Annotated in this window: 14 protein-coding genes, 1 tRNA gene and 1 pseudogene; 10 read left to right on the forward strand and 6 right to left on the reverse strand. The window is 44.4% G+C overall.

The genetic code is table 11. The features are described from left to right. The first annotated feature begins 159 nt into the window (after positions 1–159). The 6 genes from KDW03_RS04030 (at position 160) to KDW03_RS04055 (ending at position 6235) form a co-directional block, all read left to right on the forward strand. Positions 160–1020, forward strand: a complete 861-nt coding sequence (locus KDW03_RS04030) for a hypothetical protein (RefSeq protein WP_271436115.1) — start codon at positions 160–162, stop codon at positions 1018–1020. A gap of 9 nt (positions 1021–1029) precedes the next feature. Then, positions 1030–1956 (forward strand): hypothetical protein, encoded by a 927-nt coding sequence (locus KDW03_RS04035; protein WP_271436116.1) that lies wholly within the window; start codon positions 1030–1032, stop codon positions 1954–1956. A 46-nt stretch (positions 1957–2002) separates the two neighbouring features. Next, a tRNA-Arg gene (locus KDW03_RS04040) sits at positions 2003–2076 on the forward strand. Between the two features lie 264 nt (positions 2077–2340). Further along, a complete protein-coding gene (locus KDW03_RS04045) occupies positions 2341–3252 on the forward strand; it encodes a DMT family transporter (RefSeq protein WP_271436117.1) in 912 nt (303 codons plus the stop codon). 60 nt (positions 3253–3312) lie between these two features. Continuing rightward, entirely contained in the window at positions 3313–4773 is a 1461-nt protein-coding gene (locus KDW03_RS04050; protein WP_271436118.1) for an SPASM domain-containing protein, read from the forward strand. A 100-nt stretch (positions 4774–4873) separates the two neighbouring features. Continuing rightward, a complete protein-coding gene (locus KDW03_RS04055) occupies positions 4874–6235 on the forward strand; it encodes a TrpB-like pyridoxal phosphate-dependent enzyme (RefSeq protein ID WP_271436119.1) in 1362 nt (453 codons plus the stop codon). A gap of 106 nt (positions 6236–6341) precedes the next feature. On the opposite strand, the pseudogene KDW03_RS04060 reads toward KDW03_RS04055, so the two are convergent. Continuing rightward, positions 6342–7564: pseudogene (locus tag KDW03_RS04060) on the reverse strand (integrase catalytic domain-containing protein). A gap of 191 nt (positions 7565–7755) precedes the next feature. On the opposite strand from KDW03_RS04060, the gene lysS reads away from it, so the two are divergent. From lysS to KDW03_RS04080, 4 genes are read left to right on the forward strand one after another with little or no spacing between them, the layout of a single operon-like run. Continuing rightward, complete coding sequence (gene lysS, locus KDW03_RS04065; protein ID WP_271436120.1) at positions 7756–9234, forward strand: lysine--tRNA ligase; 1479 nt, start codon at positions 7756–7758, stop codon at positions 9232–9234. An 18-nt stretch (positions 9235–9252) separates the two neighbouring features. Then, complete coding sequence (locus tag KDW03_RS04070; protein ID WP_271436121.1) at positions 9253–11520, forward strand: aconitate hydratase; 2268 nt, start codon at positions 9253–9255, stop codon at positions 11518–11520. Then, positions 11517–13052, forward strand: a complete 1536-nt coding sequence (guaA, locus tag KDW03_RS04075) for a glutamine-hydrolyzing GMP synthase (RefSeq protein ID WP_271436122.1) — start codon at positions 11517–11519, stop codon at positions 13050–13052. Before KDW03_RS04070 ends, guaA begins: the two co-directional genes overlap by 4 nt. A 15-nt stretch (positions 13053–13067) precedes the next feature. Then, positions 13068–14258, forward strand: a complete 1191-nt coding sequence (locus KDW03_RS04080) for a patatin-like phospholipase family protein (RefSeq protein ID WP_271436123.1) — start codon at positions 13068–13070, stop codon at positions 14256–14258. Here KDW03_RS04080 and folK read toward each other — a convergent pair. The 5 genes from folK to dnaN form a co-directional block, all read right to left on the reverse strand. Next, a complete protein-coding gene (folK, locus tag KDW03_RS04085) occupies positions 14221–14703 on the reverse strand; it encodes a 2-amino-4-hydroxy-6-hydroxymethyldihydropteridine diphosphokinase (protein WP_271436124.1) in 483 nt (160 codons plus the stop codon). The genes KDW03_RS04080 and folK overlap by 38 nt on opposite strands. 3 nt (positions 14704–14706) lie before the next feature. Then, a complete protein-coding gene (locus tag KDW03_RS04090) occupies positions 14707–15933 on the reverse strand; it encodes a cation:proton antiporter domain-containing protein (RefSeq protein ID WP_271436125.1) in 1227 nt (408 codons plus the stop codon). Between the two features lie 87 nt (positions 15934–16020). Next, on the reverse strand, positions 16021–17562 hold the full coding sequence (locus tag KDW03_RS04095; protein WP_271436126.1) for an alpha-amylase family glycosyl hydrolase: 1542 nt from the start codon (positions 17560–17562) through the stop codon (positions 16021–16023). Positions 17563–17738: 176 nt separating this feature from the next. Beyond that, a complete protein-coding gene (gene gap, locus KDW03_RS04100; protein WP_271436127.1) occupies positions 17739–18806 on the reverse strand; it encodes a type I glyceraldehyde-3-phosphate dehydrogenase in 1068 nt (355 codons plus the stop codon). Between the two features lie 105 nt (positions 18807–18911). Continuing rightward, the gene (gene dnaN, locus KDW03_RS04105; protein ID WP_271436128.1) at positions 18912–20033 is read right to left on the reverse strand and encodes a DNA polymerase III subunit beta; all 1122 of its coding nucleotides are present in this window, start codon (positions 20031–20033) and stop codon (positions 18912–18914) included. Positions 20034–20285: the final 252 nt, after the last annotated feature.

Genomic DNA, 20285 nt, shown 5'->3' on the forward strand with positions numbered 1-20285 from the left:
ATATTTTATCAGAGAAAAAAGAAAAAATCAAAAATAGAATGCAGTTAAGGAAAAAATATTGTAACTGGATACAAAAAAGTGCGATGAAAAAAACTTGAAAAATTTGTCTTTTTCTTCTTTCTGAGTTACAATAATTCAAGAGTGAGAGTGGAGAGAATCATGAAAAAGCTAGGGCTGCTTGTTTTTTTTACCTGGAGTATGGCCTGGTCAGTTGATTTCTTCTGGGATATTCAAAAGGCAAAATCTGTGGAGGTTGTTCAAAGTATTCCCGAGTATCAGAGTTTTATCAATTGGACGCAAGGGAAAATACGTTCAGAGGTTAAACTTCCCTATACTCCTAATGCTGATGCCAATATTGGAAAGACGCGTGCTAAGATTGAAAGTGAAATTCGTGAAGAATTACGCGAGCGATTGATGAAAACGATGGGGTATATACAGATATCTGATATATTTCTCTTACGTGACTATTACTCTCTCCAAACACAGATTCGAAACGAACTTATTGAGGCAGCGAACCATGCTTTTTATTATCCACTTGTTCAAGAAAAGGGCTTTATGAAGGGTATGGCTGAACTTGATTTTTTTGGTCCGAAGGGCATTGCTCAGATCTTTTTTAGAGATAGAAATCGTATCTCCCTCTCAAACTATATCCGTAATCAGAGGGATATCTTGTGGTATGATGGTATCGTTATTGATGTGTTTCTTTATCCCCAGTTTCTTCCCTCACTTCAGTTTCGGGTATATGATGAAGATGATAATCTTATCTATGGTCCTGAGGTGGTTGATGATACGGTTCTCATGGAGCGGGGAGTCTGTCAATACGTTGCGAGCCTTGTGGCTGCTTTTCAAAGCCAGCGTATAGGTAACCGTATTTTTTATGTTGTTCCCATCGCTATAAAGGGAAGAAACCCTACTGAAGTGGTGATAAGCCGAAGGGATGCCCGGAAGCTTCTCGCCCATGCCCAAACCCACAATGCCCTCAGATCGGCTCGAGTGGTGGTTGTGAAACCAAATCCATAGGGGTTGTTTGTGAATCAATCGTGGAGATGGTGGGAAAATACCCCGGGTCTTTCTCTGAGCAGCCATCATGATGCCCTTCTTAAACGTCTGGAAAATGGTCCGGCAAAGCTTTTATTTTATCAGAAAAAAGAGGGGTATATAAGACTTATTGTGGAGCAGGAGATGTTTCTATGGGAAACCTATCTCTCCTGGGAACGATGGCGAGGGTTTCTCGCACAAATCTCTTCTCTGCGTCAGGTAAGTTCTCTGGCTTCGGATGCTAAAAAGCTGGCATTTGATATATTTTGCGAGACTTTTCGATTGCCTCAAGAGTTCATTCATCATGGCTGGTTGCAGATTTTTACGCATGGAGAGATTCCTTTGTGGTTTTTTCCTGGGGGAGAGGATCAGGCTTTGTGGGAGTTTTTCTTGCCGGTTGCTGAAAAAAAAGTTAAGAATACCTCTTCGCGAGGTCTCGTTGTTGTGGATAGCACTCTCGGGTGGTCAGAAGCTGAGAAAAACCTCCTGTTTTCTCTTTTTCAGGTAGATACGGTAGATGTGGGCTTTTTTTCTTCGATTCTCTGGGAAAAAACGTACAGGTTTCTCCACGTTATCGCGCATGGGAAGGACGGCAAGCTTTTCTCCAATGACAAAACTTTTTCATTACTTCCTGTGGTAGGAGAAGAGCTTTGTTTTTTTCATTGCTGTGAGGCCAGTCCGCATACCCAATCCATCGTTTCCCATGCCCTGGCTATGGGAAGTCAGCATGTTATTGCAACTGTGGAGAGTATTCTGGATGATGGTGTTCTTCTTGAGCCTATTCTTTGTTTTTATCGTCTTTTGCTTCAAACCAATGTTCGGTATGCGTTTCATATGACTTCACTGAATTTTCCTTATTTTGCGAAGGTTTTTAGACTCTTTATGCCCTACAGGCGTTTGTATACCGCTCACAATTAGAAAAATTGACAAAAGAGACGGTTTCTCCTAAAATATAAGACACCATGGGGCTATAGCTCAGAGGGATAGAGCAACAGTTTCCTAAACTGTGGGCCACAGGTTCGACTCCTGTTAGCCCCAAAGGCCATCTGTTTTTTTAGCAGATGGCTTTTTTTGTGATGCGGGTTTTTGTATGCCGGGAGAAATGTTGTCCTGTTTTGGATGAGTGTACCACAAAATGTTTGTTCGAATCTCTTGATATGTGGGATGTGGGGCGGAAATTGATTGTTTTGGAAATCGATGTTGTCATACAGGTAATGAAAAAATTTTTGTGAAAAGGAAAAATAGAAATTCTTTTTTCTTTTCTGTATACTATACCTTCTATCCTTGTTTTAAGGAGTTGGTATGCGTCTTGTGGGTATTTTAGCTGTTCTTGGGGCGGCCGCCATCTGGGCTTTTGAACCTATTCTTGCGAGGACGATTGGAGCAGATACGGGTTTTGATCAGATGCTTTTTTCCCGTGCCTTGGGGTGCGTGGTGATGTCGGGAGTGTTTTTTTCTACACGAATACTCTTCTCTCAAAAAAAGTCTTTTGTGAATGGGTTGACACTCTCTTTTCCTCAGTGGCGTGCTTTTTTTCTCATAGGTTTTTTGGGGAGTTTCTTTGCGGATCTTTTGTATTTTATAGCTATTCTGTTTTTTCACACTCCGGTGGTGAACGCGGTGCTTATTGCGCATCTCCAACCGGTGTTTTTGGTGCTTTTTGGTCATTTCATCTTTCATGAGGGAAAATTTTCTTTTTGGGACTATGGGGGGATTGTCGCGATGCTTTTCTCTGCTCTTTTGGTTATTAGCGGGAGTCTTGATAACCTTTTGGGGCTTCGTTTTGGTGGAGTGGGGGATTTTCTCGTGCTGGGGGCGACGGTTTTCTGGGCTCTGTCGGGACTTCTTGCCAAGAAGTATCTCCAGAATCAGCCATCTTCACTGATTACGATGGGGAGATTTCTTGTTTCGTTGCCTTTTTATGGGCTTTTGGCACTCCTGGTGAGTCAGCACCTTTTTCTTTCTTTCCAATCTCTTCTTTTTGGGGCTTTGATTGGCGTGGGATACTTTTTTTACTATGAGGGTCTCAAAAGGCTCAAAACAGCTCAGGCAGCCGCGTTGGAACTTGCTGCCCCTGTATTTGCCACGGGGTTGGGATTTGTCTTTTTTCACGAGACAGTCTCACTTTTTAAATGGATAGGCATTGGACTTCTCTTTGTTGGTATTTTTTGTTTTGAGCGGGCTTCTCGAGATTCCGGAGAAACGGTTGCTTAAAAGACTTGCCTTTTAGTGCGTTTTTCTTTAAGATAATACTATCAAGCAAAAGGAAAACCGATGAAGAAAACTCCTGTGGTTATTCTCTATCTCGATGGTCCGGTATACAACAAATCCCAAGAGGCTGAGTCCTGGTTTTTTCTTACGCACAGGCGTCTGGAGGGACTGGCAGACGAGAGTTTCTTTTGTGCGGAGAGAAGTCCGATAGAGGGTGTACAAGCGGTGCAGTTTTCGGATGGCAGGGCTTTTTGCGCCTGGCTGGAGGGATTTCCTTCTCATACCCAGCTGGTTCTGGTTCCTGCGTACGCTCCTCTCATTCAGCGTTCTCTTTTAGAAGAAGCTCTGGAAAAACAAAAGCGTTTTCTCTTTGATTATACCTATGCGGAACTCCCTTCCGGTCTTATGGGCGAGGTGCTTGATACAAGTCTTGCTCCGTTTTTGAAAAGGGCACTGCCTGATGGGACGCCAATGTTTCGGCGCACGCTTAAGGAGTGGTTGGGGCAGGATCTTTCTTCTTACGATTGCAATATCGTGTTTACAGATATTCGTTTGCTTGAATATCGGATAAGTTTTCTTCCGGAGAATCATTATCAGGCTCTTGTTTTGAAAAAAATAATTGAAAGCGGGAAAAACTTTTCCTCTCTTCGGGAGATCCATGAGTGGATACAGTCTCATCCAGAAAGTCTTCGACAGGTGCCAACGTATATAGAAATTGAATTGACAACTCTGCACGAATCTTCAGGGCCGTTTGTGACAGATCTTTCCCGTGAGGGGGAAATGAAACCTGCGGATCTCGTGAGGCTTCTTGAGATACTTGATGGGTTTGCCCCTGATGCGGTTATCAGTTTTGGATTGTATGGGGAGGTTTTTGTTTACAGTGGGTGGGAGACGCTTCTTCATGAGATCCAGAAGAGGCCTTCCCGGCGGTTTTTGCTGGAGAGTCGTGCCATTCACCTTTTGCCCGGGAGGGTGGAAGAAATTCTTTCTTTGCCGAATACGGAGATCGTTATTGATGTGAGTACTGTTTCTTCCGAGACCTTTCAAAAGTGGAAAAAGCCGTCTTCTTCTCTTTTGCCCTTTGAGGGGTTGAGCGGACTTGAGTTTCTCCATGCGCTTCCTTCAAAAGAGCGTATGTATATCCAGATGACGCGCACCCATGAGAATGACAGAGAGATCATGCGATTTCATGAGCTGTGGAAAGATTTTTCTGGGCGAATCATTATCCGCAAACCGGATAGTCTGGGGGGAAAACTCCTCGATGCTCGGGTAGTTGATCTTTCTCCTGTAAAACGTACCCCATGTTTGTCTCTTCAGCGAAATCTCGTTGTTTTTTTTGATGGGACGGTTCCCCTCTGTCGTCAGGACGTAGAGGGAAAGTATGCGGTGGGAAATATCTTTTCTGACGGGGTGGAGACCTGTTTGAAAAGATTGGGGGATGCTTATGAACGGCAGTTTTCTCATTATGGGGTAAGCACACCACTCTGTGAAGCCTGTGATGATTGGTGGATATTCTCTTTTTAATGCCAATCTTTTTATCAAAAAATTTTTGTTTTTCTCTTTACTTTTTTTCTTTTTGCTTTATAATATGTTTCTATAGAAAGAAACACCCAAGGAGTTTTTTATGGAAATTCAGAAGATTGATCTTATGCAGAAAGACATGCCCAGGAAGTGGTACAATATCCAGGCGGATTTGCCGAAACCTCTGGATCCTCCTCTTGGTCTTGATGGGAAACCGGTCTCTCCGGATGCTCTGGGAGCAATTTTCCCCAGGGCACTGATAGAGCAGGAGGTTTCCACCGAGCGCTGGATTGACATTCCCGAAGAGGTGCTTGATGTGTACGCACGCTGGAGACCAACGCCGGTTTTTCGTGCCATTCATCTTGAAAAGTATCTGAAGACACCGGCGAAAATCTACTACAAATATGAAGGGGCATCACCGGCAGGTTCTCATAAGCCAAATACGGCGATTGCTCAGGTCTACTACAACAAGAAGGAAGGGGTTAATCGTCTCACTACTGAAACGGGTGCCGGTCAATGGGGGAGTGCACTTTCTCTCGCTGGTGCTCTTTTTGGGGTTCAGGTACGGGTTTACATGGTGAAAAGTAGCTACAACATGAAACCAGCTCGGCGACAGTTGATGGCGACATGGGGGGCAGAGTGTATCGCCAGTCCAAGTAGCCAAACAGAGTTTGGCCGAAAGATCCTCGCAGACGATCCCTCGAATCCTGGAAGCCTTGGAATTGCTATTAGTGAAGCGGTTGAAGAGGCTGCAAACAGGAAGGATACCAACTATGCTCTGGGAAGCGTTTTAAATCATGTGCTTTTGCATCAGACAATTATTGGACTTGAGGCAAAACAGCAGCTGGCGATGATTGACACCTATCCTGATGTGGTGATCGGATGCGTGGGAGGAGGAAGTAATTTTGGTGGAATAGCTTTTCCCTTTTTGCATGACGTCATTCGTGAGGGGAAGAAGGTAAAGGTTATTGCTGTTGAACCCAAGGCGTGTCCTACACTTACCAAGGGGATTTACACTTATGACTACGGTGATACAGCGGGGATGACACCGATTATGAAGATGCACACCCTTGGACATACCTTTATGCCTCCAACTATTCATGCAGGTGGTTTGCGCTACCATGGTATGGCTCCTCTAGTAAGTGCTGTGCTCGATCAGGGTCTTATTGAGGCAAGGGCTTACTATCAGAAAGAGGTTTTTGAGGCGGGAGTTCTCTTTGCGAGGGTAGAAGGGTTAGTGCCTGCTCCAGAAAGCACCCATGCTATCAAGGCAGCTATCGATGAAGCCGTAAGAGCTCGTGAAGAAGCTACCCCACGCGTGATCCTGTTTAACTTGAGTGGTCATGGATTTTTTGATCTCAACTCTTATCAGCTTTACTTCGATGGAGCCATGGAGGACTACGAATATCCTGGCGAGGCTATCGAGGAGGCCCTTCATCATTTGCCCTTGCAAAATAAGGCATAAAAACGCTAAGCCCGGTCATGCCGGGCTTTTTTGTTTTTGAGATAAACCCGTTGCGTCAAATAAAAAAGTACTCGAAATTCGAATCATTGCCTCATAAAAAAAGTACTCAAAAATTCCATACAGTTTCCTCCAAATTTTTGTTTTTTACATTCTTTTTCTTTTGAAGGCTGTAAAGTTTTCTCTGGCAAGCTGTAATTTTTTGTCTTAGGTGAAACAAATCGAGAGCCTTATAAAGCCTTGTTAGGCGTTCCTTTTGTGCCTCACTTACATAAGAGCTTTCTAAAAGCCGCTGGTAGGGAGTTTTAATATCATCATGCTTCTTTTGCACCTTGCTTCCGATTCTCTTTTTCTCTGTCATTTTCATAACCGGTTGAAAAAAGTTGGCATAAAGCCTGAGATACGCATAGAGTCGGTTCAAGTAGTAGACTTCTTCCTCGGTATCGTAGCGGAAGTATCCAACATTCTGGCGGACTATGGAATAGTTTTTCTGCTCAACGTAGCAGTTATCATTGGAACGGGAGCTTCTTCCTCTTGTAAATTTTATCTGGTGCTTCTCACACAATCGCAGAGGATGATTAATAAATTCAGCACGGTATCAGAATCAATTCCCCGTAACTCAAAAGGAAGTCTTCTTTGGACTTTTTCTATGGCTTCTCTTACCCATTTTGAAGCTTTGTTTTTGATTGCCACAAGTTCTGTCCAACCGCTCCAAACATCCACCATATTTAATGTTTGAGCAAAATCTCCCCGGCTATTTCCTCCCTCATGGGCTACCAGATCAATCTCCATGAACCCAGGGCAATTTTCATCCCACTCTGCCCACGTGCGTATAGCTATTTGTTGCTTTAATAGCGTTCCAGGCTTTGTACCTTTTCGTCCTTTTATCTCAAGCTTTTTACGCTCATGTTTCAAAAGTCGGTCAATACTTGAAGCACTTATATGGCGCAAGTTCTCTATGGCCTGTTGAAAACCCTGGAAATGCCCGTTTGCTAAGAGATTATCTAAAACTTCATTTAAAATTGGCTTTAAACGTTTGCCACACATGTAGTTTTCAATTTCCCAGACCTTTTTTAGAAGTTTTAGTTCCTCTTCGCCGAATTTTTTCTTTCTGCCAGGTCTTTTGCCCTTCTTGGCTATGTCGGCTTTAAGGTAATTTTTCTTGCCTACATAGATGGTTTTTCCGTGCTGCCTCAAGAGCCTGGCGGCATAGTTTCGGTTTTTTAAACCTGTTATCCTCACAAAATAATCCAGTATCTCCTTTTTCTCTTTTTTGCTGGCTTTTTGATATTGTTTTGCCGTTTCCCTGTAAATAGGTCTCCTTTCAAACATCGCTAACTCCACCTTTTACCTCCAGTTCTTTGAACTGGATTATTTTACACAAATTTAAAGTACTTTTTTATTTTGAAGCAACGTTCCCTTTTCGAGTACTTTTATTATGAAGCAATTCGATAAATTGCCAATTTTTGCTTTTTGCTTTATAATACAACTCACGTAAATTGAGGAGAATCAAGGAGAGTACGATGAGCGAAAATCTCTTAAGTGACGAAAAACAGAACCGTCTTCTCAAGCTTGATACATGGAAAAAAATGGGAGTCAACCCTTATCCCAATCGTTATGAGAGACAGGATCTTTCTGAGGATATAAAAAAACGCTTTGTAGAGGGTGGAGAAAAGGAATTTCCCGTGAAGGCAGCTGGCCGTGTGATGCTTCTTCGAGATTTTGGCAAGGCTGTCTTTGCTACGCTGAGGGATCCGCAGGGGAATATTCAGATCTATGCCCGAAAGGATATTCTTGGCGATGAACTGTTTGAGAGATTCAAACTGATTGATGTCGGGGATATCATCGGGGTGGAAGGTGATGTGTTTCGTACCCATAAGGGAGAGATCACCATTCTGGTGAAGAATTTTGTTCTCTTGGCCAAGGCACTTCTGGGATTGCCAGAAAAGTTTCATGGTCTCACCGATGTTGAGGTTCGTTACAGACAGCGTTACCTTGATCTTATTGTGAACGAAAAGGTGAAACAGGACTTTATGATTCGTTTTAAGATGATCCAGTACATTCGTCGGTTTCTTGAGGATCGCGGTTTTCTCGAGGTAGAAACTCCGATGATGCAAACTATTCCCGGTGGTGCTTCCGCGAGACCTTTTATTACCCATCACAATGCCCTGGATATGGATCTTTACCTCCGTATTGCCCCAGAACTTTTTCTCAAACGACTGATTGTCGGTGGATTTGATCGTGTTTTTGAGCTTAACAGGAATTTTAGAAACGAGGGGATCGATACACGTCACAATCCCGAGTTTACGATGCTTGAGCTTTACCAGGCCTATGCAGATTATACGACCATGATGGAGATCTTTGAAACGTTAATGAAAGAGCTTGCTCTCCATCTGAAGGGCAGCACCTCTTTTACCTACCAGGGAAAGGAGGTAGACTTTGGGAAATGGAAAAAGATACGGTATGTTGATGCTCTCAAGGAATATGCTGGCGTTGATGTTTCGAGCATCAAAACGCGCGAAGATGCTGTTTCTGCCGCTCAAAAAGCGGGCATTGAAGAGGTGGATTCCTACATGGGGAAATGGGAGATTCTCAATTTGGTGTTTGAAGAAAAGGTAGAGCCAAATCTCATGGAACCTGTCATTATCTACGAATATCCTGCAGAGATTTCTCCTCTGGCAAAGTACAAAGAAGATGATCCGGAATTTGTGGAGCGATTTGAGCCGTATGCTTTTGGTCGGGAGTTGGGCAATGCTTTTTCCGAGCTTAATGATCCGTTTGTGCAGAGGGAGCGGTTCCTAGAGCAGGTGAGACGGAAGAGTCAGGGAGATGATGAGGCTATGTACATGGACGAGGATTATGTGATTGCCCTTGAATATGGGATGCCGCCTACTGGAGGGATGGGCATCGGGATAGATAGACTCGCGATGATTTTTATTGACACTGCTTCTATCCGTGATACGATTTTGTTTCCCACGATGAAACCTATTACAAAAGACTAAGACTCGAAGGAGAAAGGCATGGTGTATCACAAAGACATTATCGAACGTTGCTATCAGCGCTACCCACAAACCATAGAAAAGGCAAGAAAACTTCTTTCCAGGCCGCTTACCCTTACTGAAAAGATTCTTTATAACCATCTTTTTGATCAGAATATGGTTGCTATGTATGAACGTGGCAAATTATATGCAGAGTTTCAGCCCGATAGGGTGGCGATGCAGGATGCAACGGCTCAAATGGCTCTCTTGCAGTTTATTCATGCTGGTAGGGAAACCACGGTTGTTCCTGCCTCGATTCATTGTGATCACCTTGTTCAGGCTCGTGATGATGCTGAAACAGATCTCAAGCGTGCCCTTGTTGAAAACCAGGAGGTGTATGATTTTCTTCGTTCGATGGCCCTTCGTTACAATATTCACTTCTGGGAACCGGGGGCAGGGATTATTCATCAGATTGTGCTGGAAAACTATGCCTTTCCTGGTGGTATGATGATTGGGACAGATTCCCATACTCCCAATGCAGGTGGGCTGGGAATGATGGGGATTGGTGTTGGTGGTTCTGATGCCGTTGATGTGATGGTTGGTATTCCCTGGGAACTTAAATGGCCAAAGATTATTGGTGTCAAACTAACCGGAAAACTTCAGGGATGGACATCCCCCAAGGATGTGATTCTTGCCCTTTTGGGGAAGCTTACCGTCAAGGGTGGTACAGGGTGTGTGATGGAGTATTTTGGTCCTGGGGCAAGAACCCTTTCTGCAACAGGGAAGGCCACCATCTGTAACATGGGCGCGGAACTTGGAGCAACCTCTTCGGTGTTCCCCTATGACGAGAAGATAGCTGCGTACCTGAGAGCTACCGGTCGAGCGGAAGTGGCAGAGATGGCAGATACCATAGCTTCACATTTGAAAATGGATGAGGAGGTGGAGGCTCATCCTGAGAAATACTATGATCAGGTGATAGAGATCAACCTCTCTGAACTCGAACCCCATCTGAATGGTCCATTTACACCTGATCTTGCTCATCCTCTTTCTACGATGAAGGAAACTCTTAAAAAGGAAAATTACCCTGTCGAAGTGAGCGCGGGGCTTATCGGGAGTTGTACCAATTCCAGTTATGAGGATCTGACGAAGGCAGCGTTTCTTCTCAAAGAGGCTATGGCGCAGGGGATAACGCCACGATCAAAACTCTATCTTAATCCCGGTTCTGATCGTATACGAATGACGCTGGAAAAGAATGGCATTCTCAAGATTTTTAAAGATGCTGGAGTGGTGATTTTCTCCAATACGTGTGGGCCGTGTATCGGAATGTGGGATCGTTACGATATGGCAGCCAATACACCCAACACTATTGTCACAAGCTTTAACCGAAACTTTGCCAAACGGGCAGATGGCAATCCCCATACCCACGCGTTTGTTACCAGTCCGGAGCTGGTCGTAGCGCTTGGCCTTGCAGGGAGGCTTGATTTTGATCCACGTGTGGACACACTTTCCCTTCCAGATGGGAGGAACATACGTCTTCCTGAACCAAAGGGGGAGGAGATTCCCGAGGCATTTTCTTCTGATACGCAGCTTGGGCTTCTTCCACCCGCAGAAGATCCGAAAGGGGTTCGTATTATTGTTTCTCCAACGAGCGAACGGCTCCAGCTTCTTGATAGATTTCCTGCCTGGAATGGTGAGGATTTTACAGGGTGTCGTGTGCTGATGAAGGTTGCGGGAAAATGCACGACCGATCATATTTCTATGGCAGGGTCCTGGCTGAAGTATCGTGGGCATCTGGACAACATTTCTAACAATCTTCTCCTTGGAGCAACCAGTGCTTTTAGCGGTGAAACGGGCAGGGTAAAAAACCTTCTTAACGGGGAATACCAGACACCTGCTCAGGTAGCCAGAGCCTACAAGACCTCTCATATTCCCTGGGTGATTATCGGAGATAAAAACTATGGTGAGGGCTCGAGTCGAGAACATGCGGCTATGGAACCAAGACACCTTGGGGGTGTGGCTGTGATTGCTCGAAGTTTTGCCCGTATTCATGAAACAAACCTCAAAAAACAGGGGCTGTTAGCTCTTACTTTTGCGCATGAGGAAGACTATGAAAAGGTACGTGAGGATGATCTCATAGATATTCCAGTAAGCTCTTTGAAGCCTGGTGAGATGCTTGCTGTTGTGCTTCACCATAGTGACGGAACAAACGAGACCATCTTCTGTCAACATACCTACAATGATACACAGATTGCCTGGTTTAAGGCGGGGAGTGCACTCAATCTTATTACCCAGCAGGGGAAAAAAGCATGAAAGGAAGTATCGTTATTCTTGATTTTGGTTCTCAATATACCCAGCTGATTGCCCGAAGGGTGAGAGAGCTGGGAGTTTTTTCAGAGATCTATCCTTACAACCTGAATCTGGATGAGCTTCGGGCTATGGAGCCTGCCGGTATCATCCTTTCTGGTGGTCCATCCAGTGTTTCGGATGAAAACGCCCCCATGATTTCTCCTCAAATCTATGATCTTGGTATTCCTATCCTGGGCATCTGTTATGGCATGCAGCTTACGGTTCATCTTCTCGGTGGCAAGGTTGAAAAGAGCCTTCACCGCGAGTATGGCAAAGCATACCTTTCCCTTATGAAAAAGGATTCTGTTCTTTTTCAAGGGGTTCGTGACAATTCGGTTATCTGGATGAGTCATGGGGATTCCGTGTTGAGGGTGCCTGAGGGTTTTGAGATTGTGGGAAAAAGCCAGGATGGTGTGTTGACGGCGATCCAGCATACCCAAAAGCCCATCTACTGTGTCCAGTTTCATCCGGAGGTGGTTCATACAGAGGATGGACGGATTCTTCTTGGGAATTTTGTCAAAGGCATTGCTCGTGCGACGATGAACTGGAGTATGGAAAATTTTGTGGAGAAGACTATCGAGGAACTGCGTACAAAGTGTAAGGGAAAGCGTGTGGTTCTTGGGGTAAGCGGCGGGGTGGATTCTACCACGCTGGCGGTGCTTGCACACAGGGCTTTGGGAACCGATGTAAAGGCTATCTTTGTCAATAATGGGCTTTTGCGTTATCAGGAGGCGGAGGAGGTCCTAGCCAATCTCAGGGATCGTCTTGGGCTTGCGGTTGAGTATATTGATGCCAGTGATCGGTTTCTTTCTGCCCTGGAGGGGGTAAATGATCCTGAACAGAAGCGTAAAATCATCGGGAAGGTTTTTGTTGATGTGTTCTATCATGGACTCTCTGATTTTGATTTTCTTATCCAGGGGACGCTTTATCCTGATGTTATAGAATCGAATGCTGTGAAAGGGCCCTCTCAAACCATCAAAACTCACCACAACCGTGTCAAAGAAGTAGAGGAACTTGAAAAGCAGGGGAAAATCATCGAACCATTTCGTTTTCTTTTTAAGGATGAGGTGAGAGAGGTAGCGAGAATTCTTGGTATTCCTGAAGATATTTTGGGGAGACATCCCTTTCCTGGTCCGGGACTTGCTGTGAGAGTTATAGGGGATATCACCAGAGAAAAGCTTGAGCTTCTCAGAAAGGCGGATCATATCTTTATCTCGGAATTGAAGGTAACAGGGTATTACGACAAGGTATGGCAGGCGTTTGCTGTTTTTCTTCCCATCCGGAGTGTGGGGGTCATGGGAGATGAACGTTCGTATGGACATGTTATTGCTCTTCGAAGTGTGACGAGTTCGGATGGGATGACAGCAGAATGGGGAAGACTTCCTCTCGATATTCTGGAACGTGTGGCCAATCGTATTGTACGAGAAATACCTGGTGTGAATCGGGTAGTTTATGATATTACCTCCAAACCACCAGCAACTATAGAGTGGGAGTAAAAAAGGAGTTTTGTTATGGCAAAAGGTTATGCTCTTGTCCTCGGAGGAGGTGGGGCAAAGGGAGCGTATCACATTGGGGTCTGGAAGGCTCTTCGGGAAAATGGGATACGTCTGGAGGCCATCTTTGGAACCTCTGTGGGTGCTATCAATGCCTGTCTTATAGGGCAGGGGGACTACTTTAAGGCTGAACAACTCTGGTCATCGCTTTCCCTTTCTCAGGTTCTTGAACTTCCCCATGAGCTTCTTTCAGAGGGGAAATTTGTTCTCACGAAAAAAAATTTTCCTATTTTTCAGGATTTTCTTCATAAAATTCTTAAAGAAGGCGGTATTAATACCCAACCTCTTCGGATGCTTATAGACAGCTACCTTGACGAGCCGAGGCTCCGGAGAAGTGGGCTTGATATTGGGCTTATCAGTGTTCGGGTGAATGATTTTTCTCCTATGAAGGCTTTTCTTTCTGATGTTGAGCCAGGAAAATGGGCGGACTATCTTCTTGCCAGTGCTGCTTTTCCTGGTTTTAAGAATCCCCGCATAGGAAAAGATCTTTTTGTGGATGGGGGACTCTACAATAACCTTCCCCATGAACTGGCACGCCAACGAGGCTATCGAAGGATCATTGTCGTGGATAATTCGGGTATAGGGAACAATCGTCCTCCCAATATTGTGGGTACGGAGACCATTTATATTAAAAACAGCATGAGCTTTGGTGGAGAGTTTGACTTTGTTCCAGAAATTCTTCAAAAGTGGATGAAGCTTGGGTATTATGATGCCTTGCAAACCCTTGGTACTATTTCTGGCCAAAGCTTTTTTTATAGACTTTCTCCAAAAACCTTGGCAAAATGGGAAAAGCTTTTGGTTTCAGAGAAGGTTGTCAGAAAAGTTTCTTACGCTTTCAAAAAAGAGGGCTTGGCTTTTTCTGTTCAAACCTGGCAAAAAGTATTACGTGCCCAGCTTCCTGATGAGTATGCTTTTTTGCCGTCGCTGGTTGAAGCGCTTTTTGAATATGCGGCTTACGTTTTGGAGGTTCCCAGGCTTTTTCTCTATGAGTGGAAGGATTGGGAAACAGTGGTAAAAAAACATATTTACGCCTGGTCAAGCAAAACAACACTTGTCTCTTTTCTTACCGATCTTTTGAAAGGCAAGCATACGCTTCTTCCTCTTCATGTGCTTAAGATTCTTTTTCTTGCGGAGGATGGGCTTCTTTAAGGATATTCCATAACTCCCGGATCGTTTTTTTGAGTTCAGGATGAAAGAAGTCTGGATCAATATCCATCATAGGTCGAAGAACGAAATCACGGTTGTGAAGATCTGGATGGGGAACAACGAGGTGAGGAAGTTTTATAATGTGTTGATCGTAAAAGAGAAGATCTATGTCTATGGTTCTCGGACCCCATTTCTGTTGGCGTATTCTTCCGAGGCGGGATTCGATATCGAGAAGCTTTTCAAGAAGATCTTCAGGAGCAAGAGAGGTTTCTATCCTCACCACCATATTGAGAAAATCTGGTTGATGGGTAAATCCATAAGGTTTTGTGCGATAGACATGGGAGGCAACCATATGCTCTCCCAGAGCCTCTATCTCTTTTAAAGCCTTTCGCAGGTAGGATTTTCTTTTTCCCTGATTTGATCCTAGACCAAGGAAGACCTGTGCCACTTTTTATCTTCCTCCCTTTTCTCCCAGATCAACATGGAGAAGGGGAACGGAAAATCTTTCTACAAGGTAAGCTCCCAGAGGTGCGGTAATAACAATAGCGGCTACAGCAAGAGCCAGGATGGTTTCTCCACCAACAATACCGTAGGCGAGAGGAACGCTTCCGAGGGCGGCTTGAACCGTTGCCTTGGGAAGATAGGCAATAATGCAGAAAAGTTTTTCTTTCCAGCTGGCATGGGTTCTCGCGGTTGCGATCACTACCCCCAGGGAACGGAAGGCAAGTCCCCCAAAAATAATCCCTATTCCGGCCAGTCCCAGAGAGAATACTTTGTTGATATCTACAGCCATGCCTACAAGGACGAAGAGGATAATTTCCGCCGCTACCCAGAGGACATTCATTTTTCGAGCGATCTCATGAGCCACTTTGGGCGATCTTTCGAGAAGAATAAAACCAATCATCACAATAGTTACAAGGGAAGAGACATGAAGTATATCTCCCACCTGAATTGCCATAAGGGAAAACATCAGGATGATAATTGCCTTTTCTGTGGCTCGGATTTTTGTGTAGTTTTTTTCAAAAAAGAGGGAAAGTCCCCATCCAACAATTCCTCCAAGTATGATTCCCATTCCAATACTCCAAGGGAAAACCCAGAGAGCTCGGGTTATGTCTTGGTTGTTTCCGGAGATAAACTGAAGTACCAGGGAAAACATGGTGACAGCGACCACATTGTCAAGGGAGGATGCTGCAAGGACAAGTGTTGGGATGTCTTTTTTTTTCCCTATACCGGATTGTTTGAGTTCAAGCATGGCAGGGACAACAACCGCTAAAGAGACAGCCGAAAGGATGGCAGCGGTTAACAGGGCAACCTGCCATGAGAATCCCATCCCAAAGTGCAAGAGAAGGGTGAGTCCGCCCATTTCAAAAAGCGCTGGCAGCCAGGAAAGGAAAAACGCTGTCCAGCCGTGGCGATTGAGTGCCTCCCGGGAAATTCCCAGCCCTCCACGGAGAAGAATAACTACCAGAGCCAGAGACTTGAGGAAGGGTTCTATCTGTTTGAGCAGAACAAGACCATAACCATTCAAGATTTCTCCAAACCATCCTTTTCGGATAATGATGCCAAAAAGAATTCCCCAAACAAGCATGCCAACAGCAGAGGGAAGTTTAACATATCGAAAAAGCCTCCCGAATCCCCATCCCCCTATCATGATGCTTACGATAAGAATATTAAGCATGGAAATCCTCCACTTTCAAAAAGTGTTTGAAAAATTGTAAAAAAGCACCTGTCTTTCAAGACAGGTGCTTTTTGCTGTCAACAAAAATTATATTTCCTTGAGAATGAGAAAATCAAGCCCGGAGATTTTCACACCTTTTTTAATGGTTATTTTTCTGTCCGTAATAAGGTTTTGAAGTTGTTTATTTTCAAGCTGAGGCACATCGATATCTTCCTTATCTCCGGAGAAATTTATCAAAACCCAGGAGGTATTTTCACCTTCGGTACGCTTATAGACAAGGAGATTGGGATTGTTGTTGGGAATGATCTCCAGATTTTCTGAACGGAATTCAGGGAAGTTTTTCCGGATGTGAATGAGTTTTCTATAAAGTGAGAGAAGTGAGTTTTTATCTTTGATTTGGGATTCCACGTTTACTTTTTTGTTAGCAACATACATCTGAAACCACGGCCTTCCTGTGGTGAAGCCGTAGTTGCGTTTTTTGTCAGTTGTCCAGGGGAGAGGGGTGCGTTTGTATTTGTCATCCCCATTCTCTATCTGAGAGATACCAATCTCTTCGCCATAGTAGAGGAAAGGTGTTCCTGTTGCTGTCAAAAGACACACAGCCGCGAGACGAGCAAGCTTTTCATTATTGCCAAGCTGGTTCATGGCACGGAATACATCATGGTTAGCTAAAAAGGGAGCATAGAAATCTGCAGGGGCAGTATAACGTTTCTGGGTGAGATATGCTCGAACAATATTGTTTTTGTCAGAGGAAAGGAAGGCACCAGAGCGGTCAAAATCAAAACAGAGATCCATAATCCCATTGGTTGAATAGTATCGGGAAACTGTGCGGTTATCTGTCCAGACTTCTCCCACGAGAACGGCATTTGGATTGACGCTTTTTACAAATTGGTTATACTCTTCAAACCAGCTGATGGTCTCCTCGGTATCTGCCTGTCCTTTTCCAGGACCTGTTTCGATGAGATAACGGATCGCGTCGAGCCTGAATCCATCAACTCCTTTGTCAAGCCAGAATTTTGTGAACTTGTATACTTCTTCTTTTACCTTCTGGTTTCTGTGATTGAGGTCTGGCATACCACTCCAGAAAGCCGCATAGTAGTATTCTTCTCGGGAGCTGTTGCGTATCCAGACATCCCATTTGCTTCCCCCTCCCCAGGGACGCCCCCAGCCGGATTCGGTTATATCCTTGCGCCAGATGTAGAATTCATCATAGGTTGGATCTTTTTTGGATGACTTGATAAACCAGGGATGAGAGGAGGAAGTGTGATTGAGTACAAGGTCGATGATGACTCTCACTCCGCGTTTATGGGCTTCTTCCAGGAGTTTTTCAAAATCTTCCATGGTACCGTATTGGGGGTTAACCGAGGTGTAGTCGAGGACATCATATCCATGATAGGATGGAGAAGGATGAATGGGCATGAGCCAGATGGCGTTCACACCGAGATTGGTGAGATAATCAAGCTTCTGGATAATTCCCTGCAAATCCCCTATGCCGTCTCCATTGGAATCGTAAAAACTTCTAACAAAAATCTCATAGAAAACAGCATCCTTCCACCAGGGACGGGCAAAAATAAGGGACACAAAAAGCGAAAAAACTGTGAAGAACCAGAGAAACGTATTGTGTTTCATAGAAACTCCTTTATGCCGAAAAAAATTCGGATAGTGCCAACATTATAAAGAAAGCAGATGTTTCTCTCCAGTTTTTGTGAGTTCTCCTATGATAAGATTTTTGAAAACTTTTTCTTTTTTTGTTTTTCATAAAAAAGGCGGATCCCAGAGATCCGCCTTGTCTTTTTTGACGAGATTTACTTGTCTTTGGAGATCATGTAGCGGAGGAGATCCACCACGCGGTTGGAGTAACCCCACTCGTTATCATACCAGGAAACAATCTTGAAGAAGCGCTTTTCACCCTTGAGGTTATTTTGAAGGGTAGCAAGCGAGTCATAGATAGAGGAACGAGAATCGTGAATAAAGTCGGTAGACACAAGCTCCTCATCCGTGTAACCAAGGATACCCTTGAGGTATGTTTCAGAAGCCTTCTTGAGGAGGCTATCGATCTCTTCGATAGAGGTATCGCGTGCAGCACGGAAGGTAAGGTCAACCACAGACACATCAGCTGTTGGTACGCGGAATGACATACCGGTAAGTTTTCCTTTTACGGCAGGGAGTACTTCACCCACAGCCTTGGCTGCACCTGTCGTAGAGGGAATAATGTTTATAGCAGCTGCACGTCCACCACGCCAGTCTTTCTTTGAAGGACCGTCTACTGTCTTTTGCGTAGCGGTATAGGAGTGAATGGTGGTCATGAGACCTGTTTCAATTCCAATGCCTTCTTTGAGAAGTACATGCACAAGGGGGGCAAGACAGTTGGTGGTACAGGAAGCATTGGAAACGATGTTGTGAGTCTTGGGGTCGTACTCTCCCTCGTTCACACCCATCACAATAGTTTTTACCTCGCCCTTAGCTGGAGCACTGATGATAACCTTCTTTGCACCAGCTTCGAGGTGTCCCTTGGCCTTTTCAGAATCAGTAAAGAGTCCTGTTGATTCAATAACGTACTCAACACCAAGATCCTTCCAGGGCAGTTCTGCGGGAGTTTTTGTAGCAGGGACGCACTTGATCTTGTGACCATTTACAACAAGAATATCAGCCTCTTCACGGGAGGGATCGGACTTTGTTGTCTCTACTTTGTGTTTAAACTTACCGTGGATGGAGTCGTACTTGATCTGATACGCAAAATAATCAGCATCAGTTGCCACATCGACGACAGCCACCACATCAATTTCTTTGCCGAGAAGTCCCTGATCGCAGAGAGCCTGAAACACCATTCTTCCGATACGGCCGAAACCATTGATACCAACTTTTACAGCCATGATTGTATCCTCCTTTGAATTTTATCTTTTCTTTGATGTGCTTTTTGTGAGCATCTCATTAAATATTATACTTAAAATATGAAAAAACTGCAAATAAATATCCCTTTAGATGCCCTTTATTGGCATAACAAGATAAATAAAGTTCTCATCTCCCTTGATCCCGAACTTTATTGGACTTTCTGTGCTTTTAATATGGAGAAGTACAGAGGAGCTCTTGACTACTCGCAAAAAGTCCATAAGATGTCGATAATTGAGAGAAAATTGCAACGGTTCTCCTTCATAATGGATTTCGAACGAAGCTCTTGCTTCACCATAAATAGCATTGACAGAGGAGAGGTTTACCTGATTGGGTAGAAGTTCAAAGAAAACCTTGGGAACATCTCCATCACTTAGAACACCTACACTTTCGAGCTGTCTGCGAAAATCCTCAACGCCTATTTCGGCAGTATAGGAAATAAGGGATGGGATCACATCACGATAGTTGGGAAACTTTCCATCCAGAAGCCCGGAAAACAGGTACACATTCCCTATCTTGAAAAACACATTTTGTCCTCGGATAGCGATACGAGCATCTCCTGTTGAGAGAGATTTTTTGATAATCTTCATCAGGGAACCAGGAATAATCACCTTGTCCTGAACCTCTCCCACTTTTTTTTCATATTCTCTGGAAAGAAGGGCAAGGCGCTTGCCATCGGTGGTTACAAAAGTCAACCATCCCTCGACGCTTTCCTCCATATAAAAACCAGTGAGGTATATCTTGGCGCTATCTCCTGAGACGGCATATTCTGTCATATCAATCAGTTCGTAAAGGGATTCTTGACTGATGGCGATGTAATTTTCCCACGTATACTCCTGAAAGGTGGGGAAGTTTTCGGCATGTCCACCATGGAGTTTGTAAAAGTTAGAGTTGTTTTCGGGGGAAGTGATGGTAAGCTCATAGGATCCGGTTTCACCACTACTGATACAGATATGAGGAGTGGTGATCTTTGAGACAACATCAAAAAACTTTCGGGCGTGCAAAAGAACCGTACCGGCCTCTTCTACATCTCCGGTCATTTCGAGTTTGATGCCGTGCTCTCCATTGTATCCCTGCATAATGACAAGTCCGTCTTTACTCACAGAGAGGTAAAGGTTGGCCAAAATCGTTAAAGGATTTTTGGGATTGATAACCTCGTTTGCAAGGGATAAAAGATGGAAGAATTCGTCCCGGTTTACCGTAAATTTCATGGCTTTTTCCCCCTTTTCGGGTAACTGGGGGTATTATAACGAAAACGTAAAAAAAAATCAAATCACCGAATTGCTTCATAATAAAAGTACTCGAAAAGGGAACGCTATTGCAAAATAAAAAAGTACTCCAAATCTGTGTATAAAATAATCCAGTTCATGGCTCGAGAAGCTCGCCAACCGTGGCTCGACAGGCTCGCCAACCGTGGCTCGACAGGCTCGCCAACAGGAATTGGGTTGGCGATGTTTTAAAGG

Origin of the sequence: Thermospira aquatica, assembly GCF_023525255.1 — a bacterium.
GTDB classification, from domain to species: Bacteria; Spirochaetota; Brevinematia; order Brevinematales; family Thermospiraceae; genus Thermospira; species Thermospira aquatica.

What these genes read in the sequence shown, in the direction of transcription:
- KDW03_RS04030 (WP_271436115.1), top strand. Translation starts at nt 160, where the DNA reads ATGAAAAAGCTAGGGCTGCTTGTTTTTTTTACCTGGAGTATGGCCTGG.
- KDW03_RS04045 (WP_271436117.1), top strand. Translation starts at nt 2,341, where the DNA reads ATGCGTCTTGTGGGTATTTTAGCTGTTCTTGGGGCGGCCGCCATCTGG.
- KDW03_RS04050 (WP_271436118.1), top strand. Translation starts at nt 3,313, where the DNA reads ATGAAGAAAACTCCTGTGGTTATTCTCTATCTCGATGGTCCGGTATAC.
- KDW03_RS04055 (WP_271436119.1), top strand. Translation starts at nt 4,874, where the DNA reads ATGGAAATTCAGAAGATTGATCTTATGCAGAAAGACATGCCCAGGAAG.
- lysS (WP_271436120.1), top strand. Translation starts at nt 7,756, where the DNA reads ATGAGCGAAAATCTCTTAAGTGACGAAAAACAGAACCGTCTTCTCAAG.
- KDW03_RS04070 (WP_271436121.1), top strand. Translation starts at nt 9,253, where the DNA reads ATGGTGTATCACAAAGACATTATCGAACGTTGCTATCAGCGCTACCCA.
- guaA (WP_271436122.1), top strand. Translation starts at nt 11,517, where the DNA reads ATGAAAGGAAGTATCGTTATTCTTGATTTTGGTTCTCAATATACCCAG.
- KDW03_RS04080 (WP_271436123.1), top strand. Translation starts at nt 13,068, where the DNA reads ATGGCAAAAGGTTATGCTCTTGTCCTCGGAGGAGGTGGGGCAAAGGGA.
- KDW03_RS04090 (WP_271436125.1), bottom strand. Translation starts at nt 15,933, where the DNA reads ATGCTTAATATTCTTATCGTAAGCATCATGATAGGGGGATGGGGATTC.
- KDW03_RS04095 (WP_271436126.1), bottom strand. Translation starts at nt 17,562, where the DNA reads ATGAAACACAATACGTTTCTCTGGTTCTTCACAGTTTTTTCGCTTTTT.
- gap (WP_271436127.1), bottom strand. Translation starts at nt 18,806, where the DNA reads ATGGCTGTAAAAGTTGGTATCAATGGTTTCGGCCGTATCGGAAGAATG.
- dnaN (WP_271436128.1), bottom strand. Translation starts at nt 20,033, where the DNA reads ATGAAATTTACGGTAAACCGGGACGAATTCTTCCATCTTTTATCCCTT.